The 15,838-nt window shown below is 72.6% G+C and carries 13 protein-coding genes; 4 read left to right on the top strand and 9 right to left on the bottom strand.

Going from position 1 to position 15,838, the window contains the following annotated elements; translation table 11 throughout:
* Positions 1–2 precede the first annotated feature (2 nt).
* From mreD to ACFC0B_RS35955, 6 genes are all read right to left on the bottom strand, one after another.
* Positions 3–641, bottom strand: coding sequence for a rod shape-determining protein MreD (gene mreD / locus ACFC0B_RS35980; protein ID WP_376095978.1), 639 nt, complete (start codon positions 639–641; stop codon positions 3–5).
* Positions 642–644: 3 nt separating this feature from the next.
* Complete coding sequence (gene mreC, locus ACFC0B_RS35975) at positions 645–1,619, bottom strand: rod shape-determining protein MreC (RefSeq protein WP_376095975.1); 975 nt, start codon at positions 1,617–1,619, stop codon at positions 645–647.
* Between the two features lie 93 nt (positions 1,620–1,712).
* Positions 1,713–2,738, bottom strand: a complete 1,026-nt coding sequence (locus ACFC0B_RS35970; protein ID WP_030309693.1) for a rod shape-determining protein — start codon at positions 2,736–2,738, stop codon at positions 1,713–1,715.
* Positions 2,739–3,056: 318 nt separating this feature from the next.
* Positions 3,057–3,470 carry a nucleoside-diphosphate kinase gene (gene ndk, locus ACFC0B_RS35965; RefSeq protein WP_376095972.1) on the bottom strand — a complete coding sequence of 138 codons (414 nt, stop codon included), beginning with the start codon at positions 3,468–3,470 and terminating at the stop codon, positions 3,057–3,059.
* A gap of 133 nt (positions 3,471–3,603) precedes the next feature.
* Complete coding sequence (locus ACFC0B_RS35960) at positions 3,604–3,942, bottom strand: DUF4233 domain-containing protein (RefSeq protein WP_376095969.1); 339 nt, start codon at positions 3,940–3,942, stop codon at positions 3,604–3,606.
* 2 nt (positions 3,943–3,944) lie between these two features.
* Positions 3,945–5,336 carry a bifunctional folylpolyglutamate synthase/dihydrofolate synthase gene (locus tag ACFC0B_RS35955; protein WP_376095966.1) on the bottom strand — a complete coding sequence of 464 codons (1,392 nt, stop codon included), beginning with the start codon at positions 5,334–5,336 and terminating at the stop codon, positions 3,945–3,947.
* A 174-nt stretch (positions 5,337–5,510) separates the two neighbouring features.
* Here ACFC0B_RS35955 and ACFC0B_RS35950 point away from each other — a divergent pair, with 174 nt between their 5' ends.
* The 3 genes from ACFC0B_RS35950 to ACFC0B_RS35940 all read left to right on the top strand — a co-directional run bounded on the left by ACFC0B_RS35950 (position 5,511) and on the right by ACFC0B_RS35940 (position 9,896).
* Positions 5,511–6,944, top strand: coding sequence for a glycosyltransferase (locus tag ACFC0B_RS35950; RefSeq protein ID WP_376095963.1), 1,434 nt, complete (start codon positions 5,511–5,513; stop codon positions 6,942–6,944).
* 50 nt (positions 6,945–6,994) lie between these two features.
* Positions 6,995–8,167, top strand: coding sequence for a non-hydrolyzing UDP-N-acetylglucosamine 2-epimerase (gene wecB, locus ACFC0B_RS35945; protein ID WP_376095960.1), 1,173 nt, complete (start codon positions 6,995–6,997; stop codon positions 8,165–8,167).
* A gap of 193 nt (positions 8,168–8,360) precedes the next feature.
* A complete protein-coding gene (locus tag ACFC0B_RS35940) occupies positions 8,361–9,896 on the top strand; it encodes a chitinase (protein ID WP_376095957.1) in 1,536 nt (511 codons plus the stop codon).
* 33 nt (positions 9,897–9,929) lie between these two features.
* On the opposite strand, the gene ACFC0B_RS35935 is transcribed toward ACFC0B_RS35940, so the two are convergent.
* Together ACFC0B_RS35935 and ACFC0B_RS35930 are read right to left on the bottom strand one after the other, a co-directional pair.
* Positions 9,930–10,463, bottom strand: a complete 534-nt coding sequence (locus ACFC0B_RS35935; RefSeq protein ID WP_376095954.1) for a hypothetical protein — start codon at positions 10,461–10,463, stop codon at positions 9,930–9,932.
* A 253-nt stretch (positions 10,464–10,716) separates the two neighbouring features.
* A complete protein-coding gene (locus ACFC0B_RS35930) occupies positions 10,717–13,356 on the bottom strand; it encodes a valine--tRNA ligase (protein ID WP_376095951.1) in 2,640 nt (879 codons plus the stop codon).
* A 185-nt stretch (positions 13,357–13,541) separates the two neighbouring features.
* On the opposite strand from ACFC0B_RS35930, the gene ACFC0B_RS35925 reads away from it, so the two are divergent.
* Complete coding sequence (locus ACFC0B_RS35925; protein ID WP_376095948.1) at positions 13,542–14,330, top strand: hypothetical protein; 789 nt, start codon at positions 13,542–13,544, stop codon at positions 14,328–14,330.
* A gap of 73 nt (positions 14,331–14,403) precedes the next feature.
* Here the strand turns inward: ACFC0B_RS35925 and clpX are convergent, their stop codons facing one another.
* Positions 14,404–15,693, bottom strand: a complete 1,290-nt coding sequence (gene clpX, locus ACFC0B_RS35920) for an ATP-dependent Clp protease ATP-binding subunit ClpX (RefSeq protein WP_350569305.1) — start codon at positions 15,691–15,693, stop codon at positions 14,404–14,406.
* Between the last annotated feature and the right edge of the window lie 145 nt (positions 15,694–15,838).

Raw genomic sequence — 15,838 nt, 5'->3', positions numbered from 1 at the left:
GGCTACGGGCGCTTCCCCGCGCCGAGCAGGCGCTTCCTCTTGTAGGACGAGCCGGTCACGCCGTCGCGGGTGGTGCGGTAGCGGGCCAGGGTGCCGAGCCCGGGGCCGCCCTCGTCGTCCTCGGCCACGGCCAGCGGGTCCTTGCCGAAGCGGCGGGCGACCAGCATCACGGCGGGCACCACGAAGGGGGCGAGCAGCAGGTCGTAGAGCAGGGCGGTGAACACCAGCTGGCCGAGCCCGACGTGCCGGGCGGCGGTGTCGCCGACCAGCGCGCCGACCATCGCGTACAGCAGGGTGGAGGCGATCGCGGCGCCCGCCACCACCAGCAGCGCGCTGGAGACCGAGCGCTGCCGGCCGTGCTCGGGGCGCAGCAGCCCGGCGGCGTAGCCCATCAGGCAGAGCACCAGCGCGTAGCGGCCGATGGCGTGGTCGGAGGGCGGGGCGAGGTCGGCGAGCAGGCCGGCCGCGAAGCCGACCAGGCAGCCGCCGGTGGGCCCGTAGACCAGGGCGAGGCCGACGACCACGAGCAGCAGTATGTCGGGGGTGGCCCCGGGCAGTTGCAGCCGGCCGAAGACGCTGACCTGGAGCAGCAGGCCGAACAGGATCAGTACGGCGGAGACGGGGATGCGGGCGAGGCGCATGGCTCAGTTCCCCCCAGTGGGCTTGGCGGGCGGGACGGCGGCCGGGGCGGCGGGGAGGACGGGCACGGCCGGCCCGGCGGGCGCCGCCGGGGCCGCCTGGCCCTGGGCGGCCGGCGCGGGGGCCGGCGGCAGGACGGCGTCGCGCGGGTCGGTGCGCGGCGGGACGACGACCACGCCGACCAGGTCGAGCCGGGTGAACTGGACGAAGGGCTCGACCAGGATCGTCTTGGTGAGCTGCCCGGGATTGGCCTCGACCTGGACGACCTTGCCGACCGGGACGCCGGGGACGAACGGGCGGCCGCTCTGCGAGCCGAAGGTGACCAGCCGGTCGCCCTCCTTGACCTGGGCCTTGCCGTTGAGCAGCGAGACCTTCATGGAGCTGGTGCCGCCGCCGGCCGCGAAGCCGATCTCGCCGGTGCCCTCCAGCCGGGTGCCGGCGGTGAAGCCGGGGTCGGAGGCGAGCAGCACGGTGGCGGTGGTCGGGGCGACGGTGGTGATCCGGCCGACCAGGCCCTGGCCGTTGACGACGGTCATGTCGCGGGTGAGGCCGTCGTCGCTGCCGGCGTCGATGGTGATGGTCCAGGAGAAGCCCTGGGCCGGACCGATCGCGATGGTCTGCGCGGCCTTGACGGTGTATCCGCCGGCGCCGGCGGTGCGCAGCAGGTCGTCGAGCTGCTTGGTGCGCCCGCCGGCCATGTCGGAGGAGGCGAGCTTCTGCCGCAGTTCGGTGTTCTCGCGGGCGAGCTGGTCGGTGCGCCCGCTGTGCGAGGCGGCGTCGCGGAAGGCCCGGACGGTGTCGGCGACCGGGTCGACGGCGGTGGCGGCGCCGCGTTCGACCGGGCCGAGGACGGCGGCGGCCGCGCGGCGGGCGCCGCCGAGCGGGGAGCTCTCACCGCCCTTGATGTCGACGGTGATCAGTGCGAAGGCGACGGCCACCAGCAGGATGAGCAGCAGCCGGCTCTCTCGTGTGTCCCTCACGGTGCTGGTACTGCCCCTTCGTACCCCTGGCCCCCGGCCCCGGGCTGTGGACCCGGGCGCGGGCCCGTCAGTTCGGCTGGTGTGTCGGTTCTGCTAACGGCGCGGCGCGGCGTCGAGTACCTGCTGGAGCGCCTCGAACTCCTCGACGCACTTGCCGGAGCCGAGTGCGACGGAGTCCAGCGGGTTCTCCGCGATGTGGATCGGCATGCCGGTCTCCCGGCGCAGCCGCTCGTCCAGGCCGCGGAGCAGGGCGCCGCCGCCGGTGAGCACGATGCCCCGGTCCATGACGTCGCCGGCCAGCTCGGGCGGGCACTGGTCGAGGGTGGTCTTGACCGCGTCGATGATCGAGTTGACCGGCTCGTCGATGGCCTCGCGGACCTCGGCGGCGGAGATGACGACGGTCTTGGGCAGGCCGCTGACGAGGTCGCGGCCGCGGATCTCGGCGTGCTCGTCCTTCTCGCCCTCCAGGCCGAAGGCGGAGCCGATGCTCATCTTGATCTGTTCGGCGCTGCGCTCGCCGAGGAGCAGCGAGTACTCCTTCTTGATGTGCTGGACGATGGCGTTGTCCAGCTCGTCGCCGGCGACCCGGATGGACTGCGCGGTGACGATGCCGCCGAGCGAGATGACGGCGACCTCGGTGGTGCCACCGCCGATGTCGACGACCATGTTGCCGGTGGGCTCGTGGACGGGCAGCCCGGCGCCGATGGCCGCGGCCATCGGCTCCTCGATGATGTGCACCTGGCGGCAGCCGGCCTGCAGGGAGGCCTCGATGACGGCGCGCCGCTCGACGCCGGTGATGCCGGAGGGGACGCAGACGACGACCCGGGGGCGGGCGAGGAAGCGGCGGCGGTGCACCTTGAGGATGAAGTAGCGCAGCATCCGCTCGGTGATCTCGAAGTCGGCGATCACGCCGTCCTTGAGCGGGCGGATGGCCACGATGTTGCCCGGCGTGCGGCCGATCATCTTCTTGGCCTCGGAGCCGACGGCGAGGATGCCCCCGGTGTTGGTGTTGACCGCGACCACGGACGGCTCGTTGAGGACGATCCCCTTGCCCCTGACGTACACCAGCGTGTTGGCAGTTCCGAGGTCGATCGCCAAGTCGCGGCCGATGAACGACAGGTTGCTCGCCATGGGGTGGGGTGCCTTTCCCGGGCTCGGAGTCTTGTGGGGTTGACGGTGCGCGCCCGGGTGGGGGCGGCGACCAGCTGAGCTGCCTCACCGGGCCCGTGAGTCGCGTCCATCGTAGTCACGCCGGTCGGCACGGAGGTCGACGTGGGGCATACCGTCCATTGTCCGGGGCGTGATCGCTTCTCCGGGCATTGGGACGCCGTGTCGGAGGGGCTGGTTCCCTATTTCCCGATAAGAATGCCCCGGCCGGGCCAATGGTCCCGACCGGGGCATTCCGAAGGTCCCTGGTGACCGTCGCGCCCGGTCGGGTCAGGCGTGGGCGGGGAAGAAGATCTTGATCTCGCGCTCGGCGGACTCGACCGAGTCGGAGGCGTGGATCAGGTTCTCGCGGGTGATCGTCGCGTAGTCGCCGCGGATGGTGCCGGCCCCGGCCTCCAGCGGGTTGGTGGCGCCGGCCAGCATGCGGATGCCGGCGATGGCCTCCTCGCCCTCGACGATCAGGGCGATGGACGGGCCGGAGGTCATGAACTCCAGCAGCGGCTCGTAGAACGGGCGGCCGACGTGCTCCGCGTAGTGCTGCTCCAGCGTCGCCCGGTCGAAGGTGCGCAGCTCGGCGGCGGCGAGCCGCCAGCCGGCCTTGCGCTCGATGCGGCTGATGATCTCGCCGGCCAGGCCGCGCTTCACGGCGTCGGGCTTGAGCAGGACGAGAGTGCGCTGGGACACGGGGCGTCTCCTGGAGGGATGGGATGCGGCGCGCACGCGGATCGGCGCGCACGCGCGGATCCGCGTGCGCCGTGCGACTACCGCAGAGGTTACCTTGCGTGAGCGGACGCCCCGGACCCGGTCCGGGGCCGCCTCAGGCCGCCGCGGCGGCGGCCCGGGCGGCCTTGATCTCGTCGATCTTGCGGCCGTAGTGCACCGAGCACCACCACAGGCCGGCGAAGACCGCGCCGAGCCCGAACATGGTCGGCACGACGAAGCCGCTGGCGACCAGCGCGAGCTGCAGGCCCCAGCCGACGGCCACCGCGCCGGGGCGGTCGATCATGCCGCAGAGCAGCAGGCAGAGCGCCATGGCGACGCCGCTGACGGTCCACAGCGCGGCGCTGGACACGTCGGAGAGCTGCATCGCGACCAGGGCCGCGAAGAGCACCACGAGGGCCTCGCCGATCAGCGTCGAGGAGCAGAGCGTCCTCATCGTCACTTCCTCCCGAGCAGCAGGCGGGCCTCGCCCACGGTGATGACCGAACCGGTGACCAGCACCCCGGCGCCGCCGAGGTCGCCCTCCTCCTCGGCCAGGGTGACGGCGGCGGCGATCGCGTCGTCGAGCCGGGGCTCGACCTGGACGCGCTCCTCGCCGAAGACCTCGACCGCGAGCGCGGCCAGCGCGTCCACGTCCATCGCGCGGTGGGTGGAGTTCTGGGTGATGACGACCTCGGCGAGGACCGGCTCGAACGCCTCCAGCAGCCCGGCCACGTCCTTGTCGCCGCTGGTGCCGATGACGCCGACGAGGCGGGTGAAGCCGAAGGACTCGGTGAGCGCGGCGACGGCGGCCCGGGCGCCGTGCGGGTTGTGCGCGGCGTCCAGGACGATGGTGGGGCTGCGCCGGACGACCTCCAGCCGGCCCGGGGAGCTGACGCCGGAGAACGCCTGGCGGACCTTGTCGGCGTCGAGCTGCCCGCCGCGGGCGCCGCCGACGCCGAAGAACGCCTCGACGGCGGCCAGCGCGAGGGCCGCGTTGTGCGCCTGGTGCTCGCCGTGCAGCGGCAGGAAGACGTCCTCGTACTCCTCGCCGCCGAGCCCGCGCAGGGTCACCAGCTGGCCGCCGACCGCGAGTTCGCGGCGGATGACGCCGAACTCCAGGCCCTCGCGGGCGACCGTGGCGTCGACCTCGACGGCGCGCCGCAGGATGGTCTGGGCGGCGTCGAGCTGCTGCTGGGCGACGACGGCGACGGCGCCGGACTTGATGATGCCGGACTTCTCGACGGCGATCTCGCCGGTGGTCTCCCCCAGCTTGTCGGTGTGGTCCAGGCCGATCGGGGTGATCACGGCGACGGCGGCGTCGATGACGTTGGTGGCGTCCCAGGAGCCGCCCATGCCGACCTCGACCACGGCGACGTCCACCGGCGCGTCGGCGAAGGCCGCGTACGCCATGCCGGTGAGCACCTCGAAGAAGGACATCGCGACCGGCTCGCGCTCGTCGACCATCCGGACGTAGGGCTCGATGTCGCGGTAGACCTCGACGAACCGCTCGGGGGTGATCGGGGCGCCGTCCAGGGTGATCCGCTCGGTGACGCTCTCCACGTGCGGGCTGGTGTAGCGGCCGGTGCGCAGCTCGAAGGCGCTGAACAGCTGCTCGATCATCCGGGCGGTGGAGGTCTTGCCGTTGGTGCCGGTGATGTGGATGGAGGGGAAGGACCGCTGGGGCTGGCCCAGGATGTCCATCAGGGCCTCGATCCGGTCGAGCGAGGGCTCCAGCTTGTTCTCCGGCCAGCGCTCGGAGAGTTCCACCTCGACGTCGCGCAGGGCGTCGCCGGTGCCGCCGTCGGCGGGGCGGAGGGTGTACGGGTTCGGGTCGGCCTTGTCGCTCACGACCACAGTCTACGGAGCGGGGCCCGGCACTCCTCACGGGGTGAGAACCACCACTTTGCCCGAGTTGGGCAAATTCCCCCATTTACTATCGATTTAGCGACATCAGACCGCAATGAAGCATTGATTCGCATCCCAAGGAGACAAATCGCCTTCGATCATGAGGAGCACCGCGCCATGCCCGACGCCCTGCGCCAGTTCGTCGAGATGCGCCGCGAGGGGTTCCTCCAGCTCGGCGGGCTGATCTCGCTGGCCCTGCTCTGCTACATGGTCCTGGTCTTCGGCCGCTTCCTGGTCTACTGGGCCGGCTCCCGGCACGCCTTCCGGCACAGCACCCCGGCCGTGCCCGGCGACCCCGCCGCCTTCCAGTGGCACCTGATGATCCCCTGCCGGGACGAGGAGGCGGTGGTCGCCCAGACCCTCGGGGACCTGCGGGCCGTCGCCCCCACCGCCCACCTGTGGGTGATCGACGACGACAGCGACGACGCCACCCGCGCGCTGGTGCTCGCCGCCGCCGAACGCGACGAGCGCGTCCACCTGGTGCAGCGCCGCCGCCCGCACGCCCGGATCGGCAAGGGCGCCGCCCTCAACGCCGCCTACCGGGAGATCTCCGCCCGGCTGCCGCCCGGCACCGACCGCTCCCGGGTCGTCCTCGGCGTGGTCGACGCCGACGGGCAGCTCGGCCCCGGCACCCTCGAACAGGTCGGCAACGACCGCGCGATGGGCCGCCCCGACACCGGCGCCGTGCAGATCGGCGTGCGGATGCGCAACGCCGAGGACGAGCGGCCGCTGCCCGGCCGCGGCCGGGCCGCCAACGCCGCGGCCCGCGCGCTGGTGCGGATGCAGGACATCGAGTTCCAGGCCAACAACGCCGGCATGCAGTTGCTGCGCCGCCGCACCGGCAGCGTCGGCCTCGGCGGCAACGGCCAGTTCGTCCGGCTCACCGCCCTGGACTCGCTCACCGCCGAGGAGGGCCGCGAGGGCCGCCCCTGGCCCGAGCGCGCACTGCTGGAGGACTACGAGTCCGGCCTGGAGCTGCGGCTGGCCGGCTGGCGGCTCACCCACGTCACCGAGGCCGACGTCTCCCAGGAGGCCCTGGTCTCCTGGCGGCGCTTCCTCACCCAGCGCACCCGCTGGGCCCAGGGCAACCTGCAGTGCCTGCGCTACACCGGCCGGGTGCTGCGCTCGCGGCACTACCGGCCCGCCGGCAAGGCCGAGGTGCTCTACACCTTCCTCCAGCCGGTGGTCTGCGTGCTGCTGGTCCTCCTCACCCCGCTGTCGCTCGCGATCACCGGGGCCGGACTCGCGCTCTTCCCCGAGGAGACCGCCGACTTCCAGCTGCGGTACGGGCCGTGGATGGTGCTCGCCTTCGTGCTCGCCACCCTGCCGATGGTCTTCTGGGGCCCGGCCTACCGCCGGCTCGTCCACCCCGACCGCGGCCGGGCCGCCGGCCTGCTCTGGGGCGTCCTGGTCTGGCTCTACGCCTACCACCTGTTCGTGGTCGCCACCCGGGCCGCCGTCCGCCTGCTGCTCGGCCGCAACGGCTGGGCCAAGACCCGCCGCAACGCCGAGAAGGTCGCCCTCGGCGCCCCCACCGCGCTCGAATCCTGAGCCCCCGAACCTCCCGACCCGCCCCACCCCGACCCCGGAGCCGTCCCGCCATGACCGCGCGCCCGACCCCGAAGCCCGCCGCCCCGCTCGCCCGGCTCGCCCCCGGCAGCGTCGCCGTCGTCCTCGGCACCCGCCCCGAGCTGGTCAAACTCGCCCCGCTGATCCACGAGCTCGGCCCCGCCACCCGCCTGGTCCACACCGGCCAGCACTGGGACGAGGCGATGTCCGGCCGCTTCCTGCGCGACCTCGGCCTGCCCCGCCCCGAACTGCTCACCGGCGTCGGCGGCCGCCCCCGGGCCGGCCAGATCGCCCGGTCGCTCGGCCAGCTCGACGCTGCCTTCGCCGAGGACCGCCCGGCCGCCGTCGTCGTCCAGGGCGACACCAACGCCACCCTGGCCGGCGCGCTCGCCGCCAACGCCCGGGACATCCCGCTGGTGCACGTCGAGGCCGGGCTGCGCAGCTTCGACCGGGCGATGCCCGAGGAGCACAACCGGGTGATGGTCGACCACATCGCGGACCTGCTGTGCGCGGCCACCCCCGACAACGCCGCCAACCTGCGCGCCGAGTCGCTCGCCGAGGAGCGGATCGCGCTCACCGGCAACACCGTCGTCGAGGTGGTCCGCGGCTCGCTGCCGGACGCCGCGGCGCGGGCCGCCCTGCTCGCCCGGCACGGGCTCGCCGCGGACGGCTACGTGCTGGCCACCGTGCACCGGCCGGAGAACACCGACACCGCCGAGGCGCTCGGCGCCGTCCTCGCCGAGCTCGACCGGATCGCCCGGGCCGGCACCCCGGTGCTGTTCCCGGTGCACCCGCGCACCCGGGCCGCCGTCGAGCGCTTCGGCCTGGACGGCCTGCTGGAGCGGCTCGCGGTGACCGGGCCGGTCGGCTACGCCGACTTCCTGGGCCTGGCCCGGCACGCCGCGCTGCTGGTCTCCGACTCCGGCGGGGTGCAGGAGGAGTGCACCGTACTCGGCCGGCCGCTGCTGGTCGTGCGCCGCTCCACCGAGCGGCCCGAGGCCGTCGAGGCCGGGTTCGCCGCGCTGGTGGCGCCCGGCGCCGAACTCGGCGCTCACGCCCGGGCCTGGCTGGCCGACGCCCCCGAGCGGCTCGCCCGGCTCGCGGCCGTGCCGAGCCCCTACGGCGACGGCCTGGCCTCCGCCCGGATCGCCGGCCTGACGGCACGGCTGGTCGGGGAGCCCGTCGCTCCGCCGGCGGCCGCCTGAGCCCGGTCCGCCGTCGGGGCCCTCCTCCGGGGCCCTCTTGACAGCGGAATTGGTCTACTCCACCTTGTGAAGGCAAGTCTCCTTCCCCGACAGGGACTTGTGTTGTCGGTAGCTCCCGCACGCGCACCCGTCGACACCCGGACGGCTCTCCCCCACGGGAGCCGCCGGCCTCCCCCACACAGGAGCTGGAGTCATGCCACCTGCCCCGCAGCGGCGCCCGCGCGCCGTGCACTCGATGCTCGCCGGCGCCAGTGCCGTCGCCATCGGCCTGAGCGGCCTCGTCCTCGCCGGCGGCACCGGCGCCGCCCAGGCCGCGCCCACCGACGTCGAACTGATCACCAACGGCGGCTTCGAGGACGCCAACCGCCTGAACGGCTGGACCTGTACGGCCGGCGCCCCGGAGACCGCCACCGTCCACTCCGGCACCGGGGCGCTGCGCGCCACCCCGACCGGCAGCGACACCGGCGAGTGCACCCAGACCGTCACGGTCAGGCCGTCCTCGACCTACACCCTGAGCAGCTGGGTCCAGGGCTCGTACGTCTACCTCGGCGCCCGCGGCACCGGCGGCACCGACCCGAGCACCTGGACCCCCGGCGGCAGCGCCTGGTCCAAGCTCAGCACCACCTTCACCACCGGCGCCGCCACCACCAGCGTCACCGTCTACCTGCACGGCTGGTACGGGCAGCCGGCCTTCCTGGCCGACGACGTCTCGCTGGTCGGCCCGGGCGACCCCAAGCCCAGCCCCACCGCGACCAGCCCCACCCCGACCGGCACCGCCAGCCCGTCGCCCACCGACACCACCACGCCCTCCCCCACCGCCACCACGCCCCGGCCCCCGTCCAAGCACCTGCTGACCGGCTACTGGCAGAACTTCGACAACGGCGCCACCGTGCAGCGGATCAGCGACGTCCCGGCCGCCTACGACATCATCGCGGTCTCCTTCGCCGAGGCCACCGGCACGCCCGGGGGCCTGGGCTTCGCGCTGGACCCGACGCTCTCCTCCCGGCTCGGCGGGTACACCGAGGCCCAGTTCAAGGCCGACATCGCGGCCAAGAAGGCGGCCGGCAAGAAGGTGATCCTCTCGGTCGGCGGCGAGAAGGGCACCGTCTCCGTCAGCAGCTCCACCTCGGCCGCCAACTTCGCCAACACCGCCTGGTCCCTGATGCAGACCTACGGCTTCGACGGCGTCGACATCGACCTGGAGAACGGCATCAACTCCACCTACATGGGCCAGGCGCTGCACACGCTGGCGGCCAGGGCGGGCTCCGGCTTCACGCTCACCATGGCGCCGCAGACCATCGACATGCAGTCCACCGGCATGGAGTACTTCAAGCTGGCGCTGAACGTGAAGGACATCCTCACCATCGTCAACATGCAGTACTACAACTCCGGGGCGATGCTGGGCTGCGACGGCCAGGTCTACTCCCAGGGCACCGTCAACTTCCTCACCGGGCTGGCCTGCATCCAGCTCAAGGGCGGGCTGCGGCCCGACCAGGTGGGCCTCGGCGTCCCGGCCTCCACCAGCGCGGCCGGCGGCGGCTACGTCAGCCCGAGCGTGGTCAACAACGCGCTGGACTGCCTGGCCGCCGGCACCAACTGCGGCAGCTTCAAGCCCGACACCAAGTGGCCCGGGATCGGCGGGGCGATGACCTGGTCGACCAACTGGGACGCCAAGGCGGGCGGCGGCATCGCCTCCACCGTCGGCTCGCACCTGCACGCGATGCCGTAACCGGCGCGCGGGGCCCCGGGGCCCGGGCGGGGGTCAGACCCCCGCCCGGGCCTCCGGCACTCCCGCGGGCGCGCCGCCGTGCCGGCGGCGCAGCTCGGCGGTGATCTCGGCGAGCTCGCCCTCCGGCAGCAGCGGCAGCATCATCGCCACGCCCTGGAGCAGGCCGCCGAGCAGGAAGGTGGTGTCGGGGGTGGTCGCGACCAGGCCGCGGACCTCGTTCACCTCGCCGGCCGCGACCGCCTCGATCAGCCGGGCCGCGTCCACGCCCTCCTCGTCGACGTGGACGGCGCCGGTGTCGCGCGGGGCCCGCCGGGCCAGCGCCCGCAGCACCCGGTCGCCGACCTCGGGGGCGTAGGCCTTGCGGACCGCCTCGGCGGCGATCCAGGCGAGCAGCGTGGTCACCTCGCGCTCGACGTGCTCCTCGAGCAGCCGGTCCAACGCGTGGTCGAACGCGAGCTGGTTTCCGTGCCGGAAGGCGAGCAGCAGGGTCGCCGCCCGCCCCTTGGCCTCCTCGACCGCCTCGGCAGGCAGTTCGTCGACCAGTTCCTCGGTCACCATCACGCCCATGCCCTCCCGTCGCTCCTCGCTGTCCGGAACTCGAAGCACACCGTACACAGTCGACCTGGAAACTTACGCGAGCGCGCGCGGGCAAGACCGGAATCAATTCGGGCGGAATAGGTCCCCACCCGGTCCGGGATGAATATTCGCCGGAAGGGAGCAACGGATTGGGCTATTGGGCCGCCCGATTTTCCGACCTCCGGAAAAACGGAGGAGCCGCACCCCGCGTGGCGGGGTGCGGCTCCGGGGAACCGTCGGCGCGTCAGCCCTGCGGCAGCGCCGCGAGCTGGGCGGTGATCCGGGCGATGTCGGCCTCGGCGGACTCCTGGCGGACCCGGATCTTGGCGACCACGTCGTCCGGAGCCTTGGCCAGGAAGGCCTCGTTGCCGAGCTTGGCGCCGCACTGCGCCTTCTCCTTCTCGGCCGCCGCGAGGTCCTTGGCGAGGCGCTTGCGCTCCGCCGCGACGTCGATCGTGCCGGACAGGTCCAGCGCCACGGTGGCGCCGGCGACCGGCAGCGAGGCGGTGGCCGCGAAGCCCTCCTCGGGCACGGTCAGCCGCAGCAGCGAACGGATCGCGTCCTCGTGGACGGCGAGCACGGTGCCCGCCAGCTCCAGCCTCGCCGGCACCTTCTGGGCCGGCTGCAGGCCCTGGTCCGAACGGAACCGGCGGACCTCGGTGACCACCTGCTGCAGCGTGGCGACCTCGGCCTCGGCACCGGTGTCCCGGAAGCCGCTGTCCTTCGGCCAGGCGGCGACGACCACCGACTCGGCCCCGGTCAGCGTCGTCCACAGCGCCTCGGTGACGAACGGCACCACCGGGTGGAGCAGCCGCAGGGTGACGTCCAGGACCTCGCCCAGCACCCGGCGGGAGGCCTCGGCCGGCGCGCCGCCCTTGGCCAGGGTGGTCTTGGAGAGCTCGACGTACCAGTCGAACACCTCGTCCCACGCGAAGTGGTAGAGCGCGTCCGCGGCCTTGGCGAACTCGTAGTCGTCGTACAGCGCGTCGACCTCGGCCACGGTCGCGTTCAGCCGCGACAGGATCCAGCGGTCCACCGCGGTCAGCTGCTCCGGGGCGGGCAGCGGGCCCTCGACGGTCGCGCCGTTCATCAGCGCGAAGCGGGTCGCGTTCCAGATCTTGTTGCAGAAGTTCCGCGAGCCCTTGACCCAGTCCTCGCCGATCGGCACGTCGGCGCCCGGGTTGGCGCCGCGGGCCAGGGTGAAGCGGACGGCGTCGGCGCCGTAGGCGTCCATCCAGTCCAGCGGGTCGACGGCGGTGCCGGAGGACTTCGACATCTTCTTGCCGAACTCGTCGCGGACCAGGCCGGTCAGGGCGACCGTCCTGAACGGCGCCTCGCCGTCCATCGCGTACAGGCCGAACATCATCATCCGGGCGACCCAGAAGAAGATGATGTCGTGGCCGGTGACCAGGACGTCGGTCGGGTAGAACTTCTCCAGGTCCGCGGTCTTCTCCGGCCAGCCCAGCGTGGAGAACGGCCACAGGCCCGAGGAGAACCAGGTGTCCAGGACGTCCGGGTCCTGGTGCCAGCCCTCGCCCGTCGGCGGCTGCTCGTCCGGTCCGACGCAGACGACCTCGCCGTCGGGGCCGTACCAGACCGGGATCCGGTGGCCCCACCACAGCTGGCGCGAGATGCACCAGTCGTACATGTTGTCGACCCAGTCGAAGTAGCGGCGCTCCAGCTCCTTCGGGTGGATCTCCACCTTGCCGTCGCGGACCGCGTCGCCGGCCGCCTTGGCCAGCGGCTCGACCTTGACCCACCACTGCAGCGACAGCCGCGGCTCGACCACCGTGTGGCAGCGCGAGCAGTGGCCGACGGCGTGCATGTACGGGCGCTTCTCGGCGACGATCCGGCCCTGCTCGCGCAGCGCGCCGACGACGGCCGAACGGGCCTCCAGCCGGTCCAGGCCGAGGAACGGGCCGTGCACGGTGATCGCGCCGCGCTCGTCCATGACGCTCAGGTTCGGCAGGCCGTGGCGCTGGCCGATGGCGAAGTCGTTGGGGTCGTGCGCCGGGGTCACCTTGACGGCGCCGGTGCCGAACTCCGGGTCGACGTGCTCGTCCGCGACGACCGGGATCTCGCGGTCGGTCAGCGGCAGCTTGATGGTCCGGCCGATCAGGTGCCGGTAGCGCTCGTCGTCCGGGTGGACGGCGACCGCGGTGTCGCCCAGCATCGTCTCGGCCCGGGTGGTGGCGACGACGATCGAGTCCTCGCCGTCCCCGTAGCGGATCGAGACCAGCTCGCCCGGGACCTCCTCGTGCTCCACCTCAATGTCGGACAGCGCGGTGAGGCAGCGCGGGCACCAGTTGATGATGCGCTCGGCGCGGTAGATCAGGCCGTCGTCGAAGAGCCGCTTGAAGATGGTCTGGACGGCCTGCGACAGGCCCTCGTCCATCGTGAAGCGCTCGCGCGACCAGTCGACGCCGTCGCCGAGGCGGCGCATCTGGCCGAGGATCTTCCCGCCGTAGTTCTCCTTCCACTCCCAGACCTTCTCGACGAAGGCCTCGCGGCCCAGGTCGTGGCGGGAGAGGCCGGCCTCGGCGAGCTGCTGCTCGACCTTGTTCTGGGTGGCGATGCCGGCGTGGTCCATGCCGGGCAGCCAGAGCGCCTCGAAGCCCTGCATGCGCTTGCGGCGGGTCAGCGCGTCCATCAGCGTGTGCTGGAAGGCGTGGCCCAGGTGCAGCGCACCGGTGACGTTCGGCGGGGGGATGACGATGGTGTACGGGGGCTTGTCGCTCGTGGCGTCGGCGGTGAAGTAACCGCGCTCTACCCAGCGCTCGTACAGCTCGCCCTCTACGTCCGCCGGAGCGAAGGTCGTCGGGAGGGTGGCTGCTTCGTCCCCGGCGTGCGTGCTCACGGGGCGCTGGTTCGTGGTGTCGGTCACGACGGACAGTTTACGTAACCCGGGAACCGGGTCACGAACGGCTTTCACCCCGCGGACACCGGAACGGCCCAGCGGCCGGCCCCGGAGGCATTCCCCGGCCGGGTGACGGACCGGTGCGATAACGTGCCGGACATTCGTCCGAGCCTTCGCACAAGCCCGGCACCACCGTCCCAGGAAGGGCCTCCGTGACCGAGCAGAACCCCTACGGCACCCCGCCCCCGCCCGGCGGGCAGCCCTACGGCGGCCAGCCCTACGGCGGGCAGTCCTACCCGGGCCCGCCCGCGCCGCCGCAGGGCCCGCCGCCCTACGGCGCCGTCCCTCCGCAGCCCGGCCCGCCCGGCTACGCCCCGTACGGCGCGTTCCCCGCCGCCCCGCCGCCGCGCCGCTCCCGGCGCACCCTCGGCATCCTCGTCGGCGTGTTCGTGCTCGTCCTGGCCCTCATCGGCGGCGCCGTCGCGTACTTCGTCTTCGACGTCACCTCCAATGCCGGCACCGAGAAGATCGTCCTGCCGGCCACGTTCAACGGCCTCACCAAGGACGACGACAACCAGGTCGCCCGGCAGATGGAGCAGGCCATCACCTCCGAGCTCGGCAAGGGCGACGGCGCCTGGAACCCGACCGGCGTCAGCGCCGTCTACCAGGACACCGCCGGGGAGCCGAAGCTCGTGGTGCTCGGCGGCTACGGCAAGGTGCTCGCCCCGAAGACCGAGCTCAACGCCATGTTCAAGGGCCTGCAGTCCGACGGCACCACGGTCAGCGACCGGCACCCGGTCGACCCGGGCCCCAAGGGCGGCAGCATGGACTGCGGCGTCGCCTCCCAGGACGGCAGCGACCTGGGCGTCTGCGCCTGGGCCGACTCCAGCAGCCTGGTCCTGACGATGGCCCCGCCGGCCCAGGACGGCGGCCGCCCCGACCTCGACCGGCTCGCCGCGGACACCCGCGCCCTGCGCGCCGTCGCCGAGATCCCGAAGTAGCCCGCACGGACGAGGGCCCCGGCGCCGCCGTGGAGGCGGTACCGGGGCCCTCGCGGTGTCCAGGGCGGGAGGGTCAGGCGCTCTTGTCGCGCCGCTCCCGCTTGATCATGTCACGCGGCACCAGGGTCGGGATGGCGTGCTTGGAGACGACGTCCCCGGTCACCACCACGCGGGCGACGTCCTGGCGCGAGGGGACCTCGTACATCACGGACATCAGCACCTCCTCCATGATGGCCCGCAGCCCGCGCGCGCCGGTGCCGCGCAGGATCGCCTGGTCGGCGATCGCCTCCAGCGCGTCCCGGGAGAACTCCAGCTCCACGCCGTCCAGTTCGAAGAGCTTGCGGTACTGCTTGACCAGCGCGTTCTTCGGCTCGGTGAGGATCTGCAGGAGCGCCTCGCGGTCCAGGTTGTGCACGCTGGTGATCACCGGCAGGCGGCCGATGAACTCCGGGATCATGCCGAACTTGACCAGGTCCTCCGGCATCACCTGGCGGAAGTGGTCGCTGGCGTCCAGCTCCCGCTTGGAGCGGATGTTCGCGCCGAAGCCGATGCCCTTGGCGCCCGCCCGGCCCTCGATGATCCGCTCCAGGCCCGCGAACGCGCCGCCCACGATGAACAGCACGTTGGTGGTGTCGATCTGGATGAACTCCTGGTGCGGGTGCTTGCGCCCGCCCTGCGGCGGCACCGAGGCGGTGGTGCCCTCCAGGATCTTCAGCAGCGCCTGCTGCACGCCCTCGCCGGAGACGTCCCGGGTGATCGACGGGTTCTCGCTCTTGCGCGCGACCTTGTCGATCTCGTCGATGTAGATGATCCCGGTCTCGGCCTTCTTGACGTCGTAGTCGGCCGCCTGGATCAGCTTGAGCAGGATGTTCTCGACGTCCTCGCCGACGTACCCGGCCTCGGTGAGCGCGGTGGCGTCGGCGATCGCGAACGGCACGTTCAGCATCCGGGCCAGGGTCTGCGCCAGCAGCGTCTTGCCGGAGCCGGTGGGACCGAGCAGCAGGATGTTGGACTTCGCCAGCTCGATGGCATCCTCGCGGCCGTTGCCGCCGCTGCGGCCCGCCTCGCCGGCCTGGACCCGCTTGTAGTGGTTGTAGACCGCCACCGACAGGGCCTTCTTGGCGAGGTCCTGTCCGACCACGTACTGGTCCAGGAACTCGTAGATCTCACGGGGCTTCGGGAGCTCCTCGAAGCGCACCTCGGAGGTCTCGGCGAGCTCCTCCTCGATGATCTCGTTGCACAGGTCGATGCACTCGTCGCAGATGTACACGCCTGGGCCGGCGATCAGCTTCTTCACCTGCTTCTGCGACTTGCCGCAGAACGAGCACTTGAGCAGGTCGCCACCGTCTCCGATGCGTGCCACGAGGTGCTTCCCCTTCGCCAGGGGCCCCGCGGGAGTTCCGGGGCCTGGTGCTGTGGACCGTCGACGCCGACGGCGATCGGTCTCGCTATCCGACGGTACTCTGCCGAGCCGCCGATTCCGCCCTCTTCGCCGGGTCTGCCCTACG

Source organism: Kitasatospora sp. NPDC056184 (assembly GCF_042268405.1).
Classification (GTDB): domain Bacteria; phylum Actinomycetota; class Actinomycetes; order Streptomycetales; family Streptomycetaceae; genus Kitasatospora.
The sequence above is the reverse complement of the archived record's forward strand: the minus strand, read 5'-3'. Positions and strand labels throughout refer to the sequence as shown.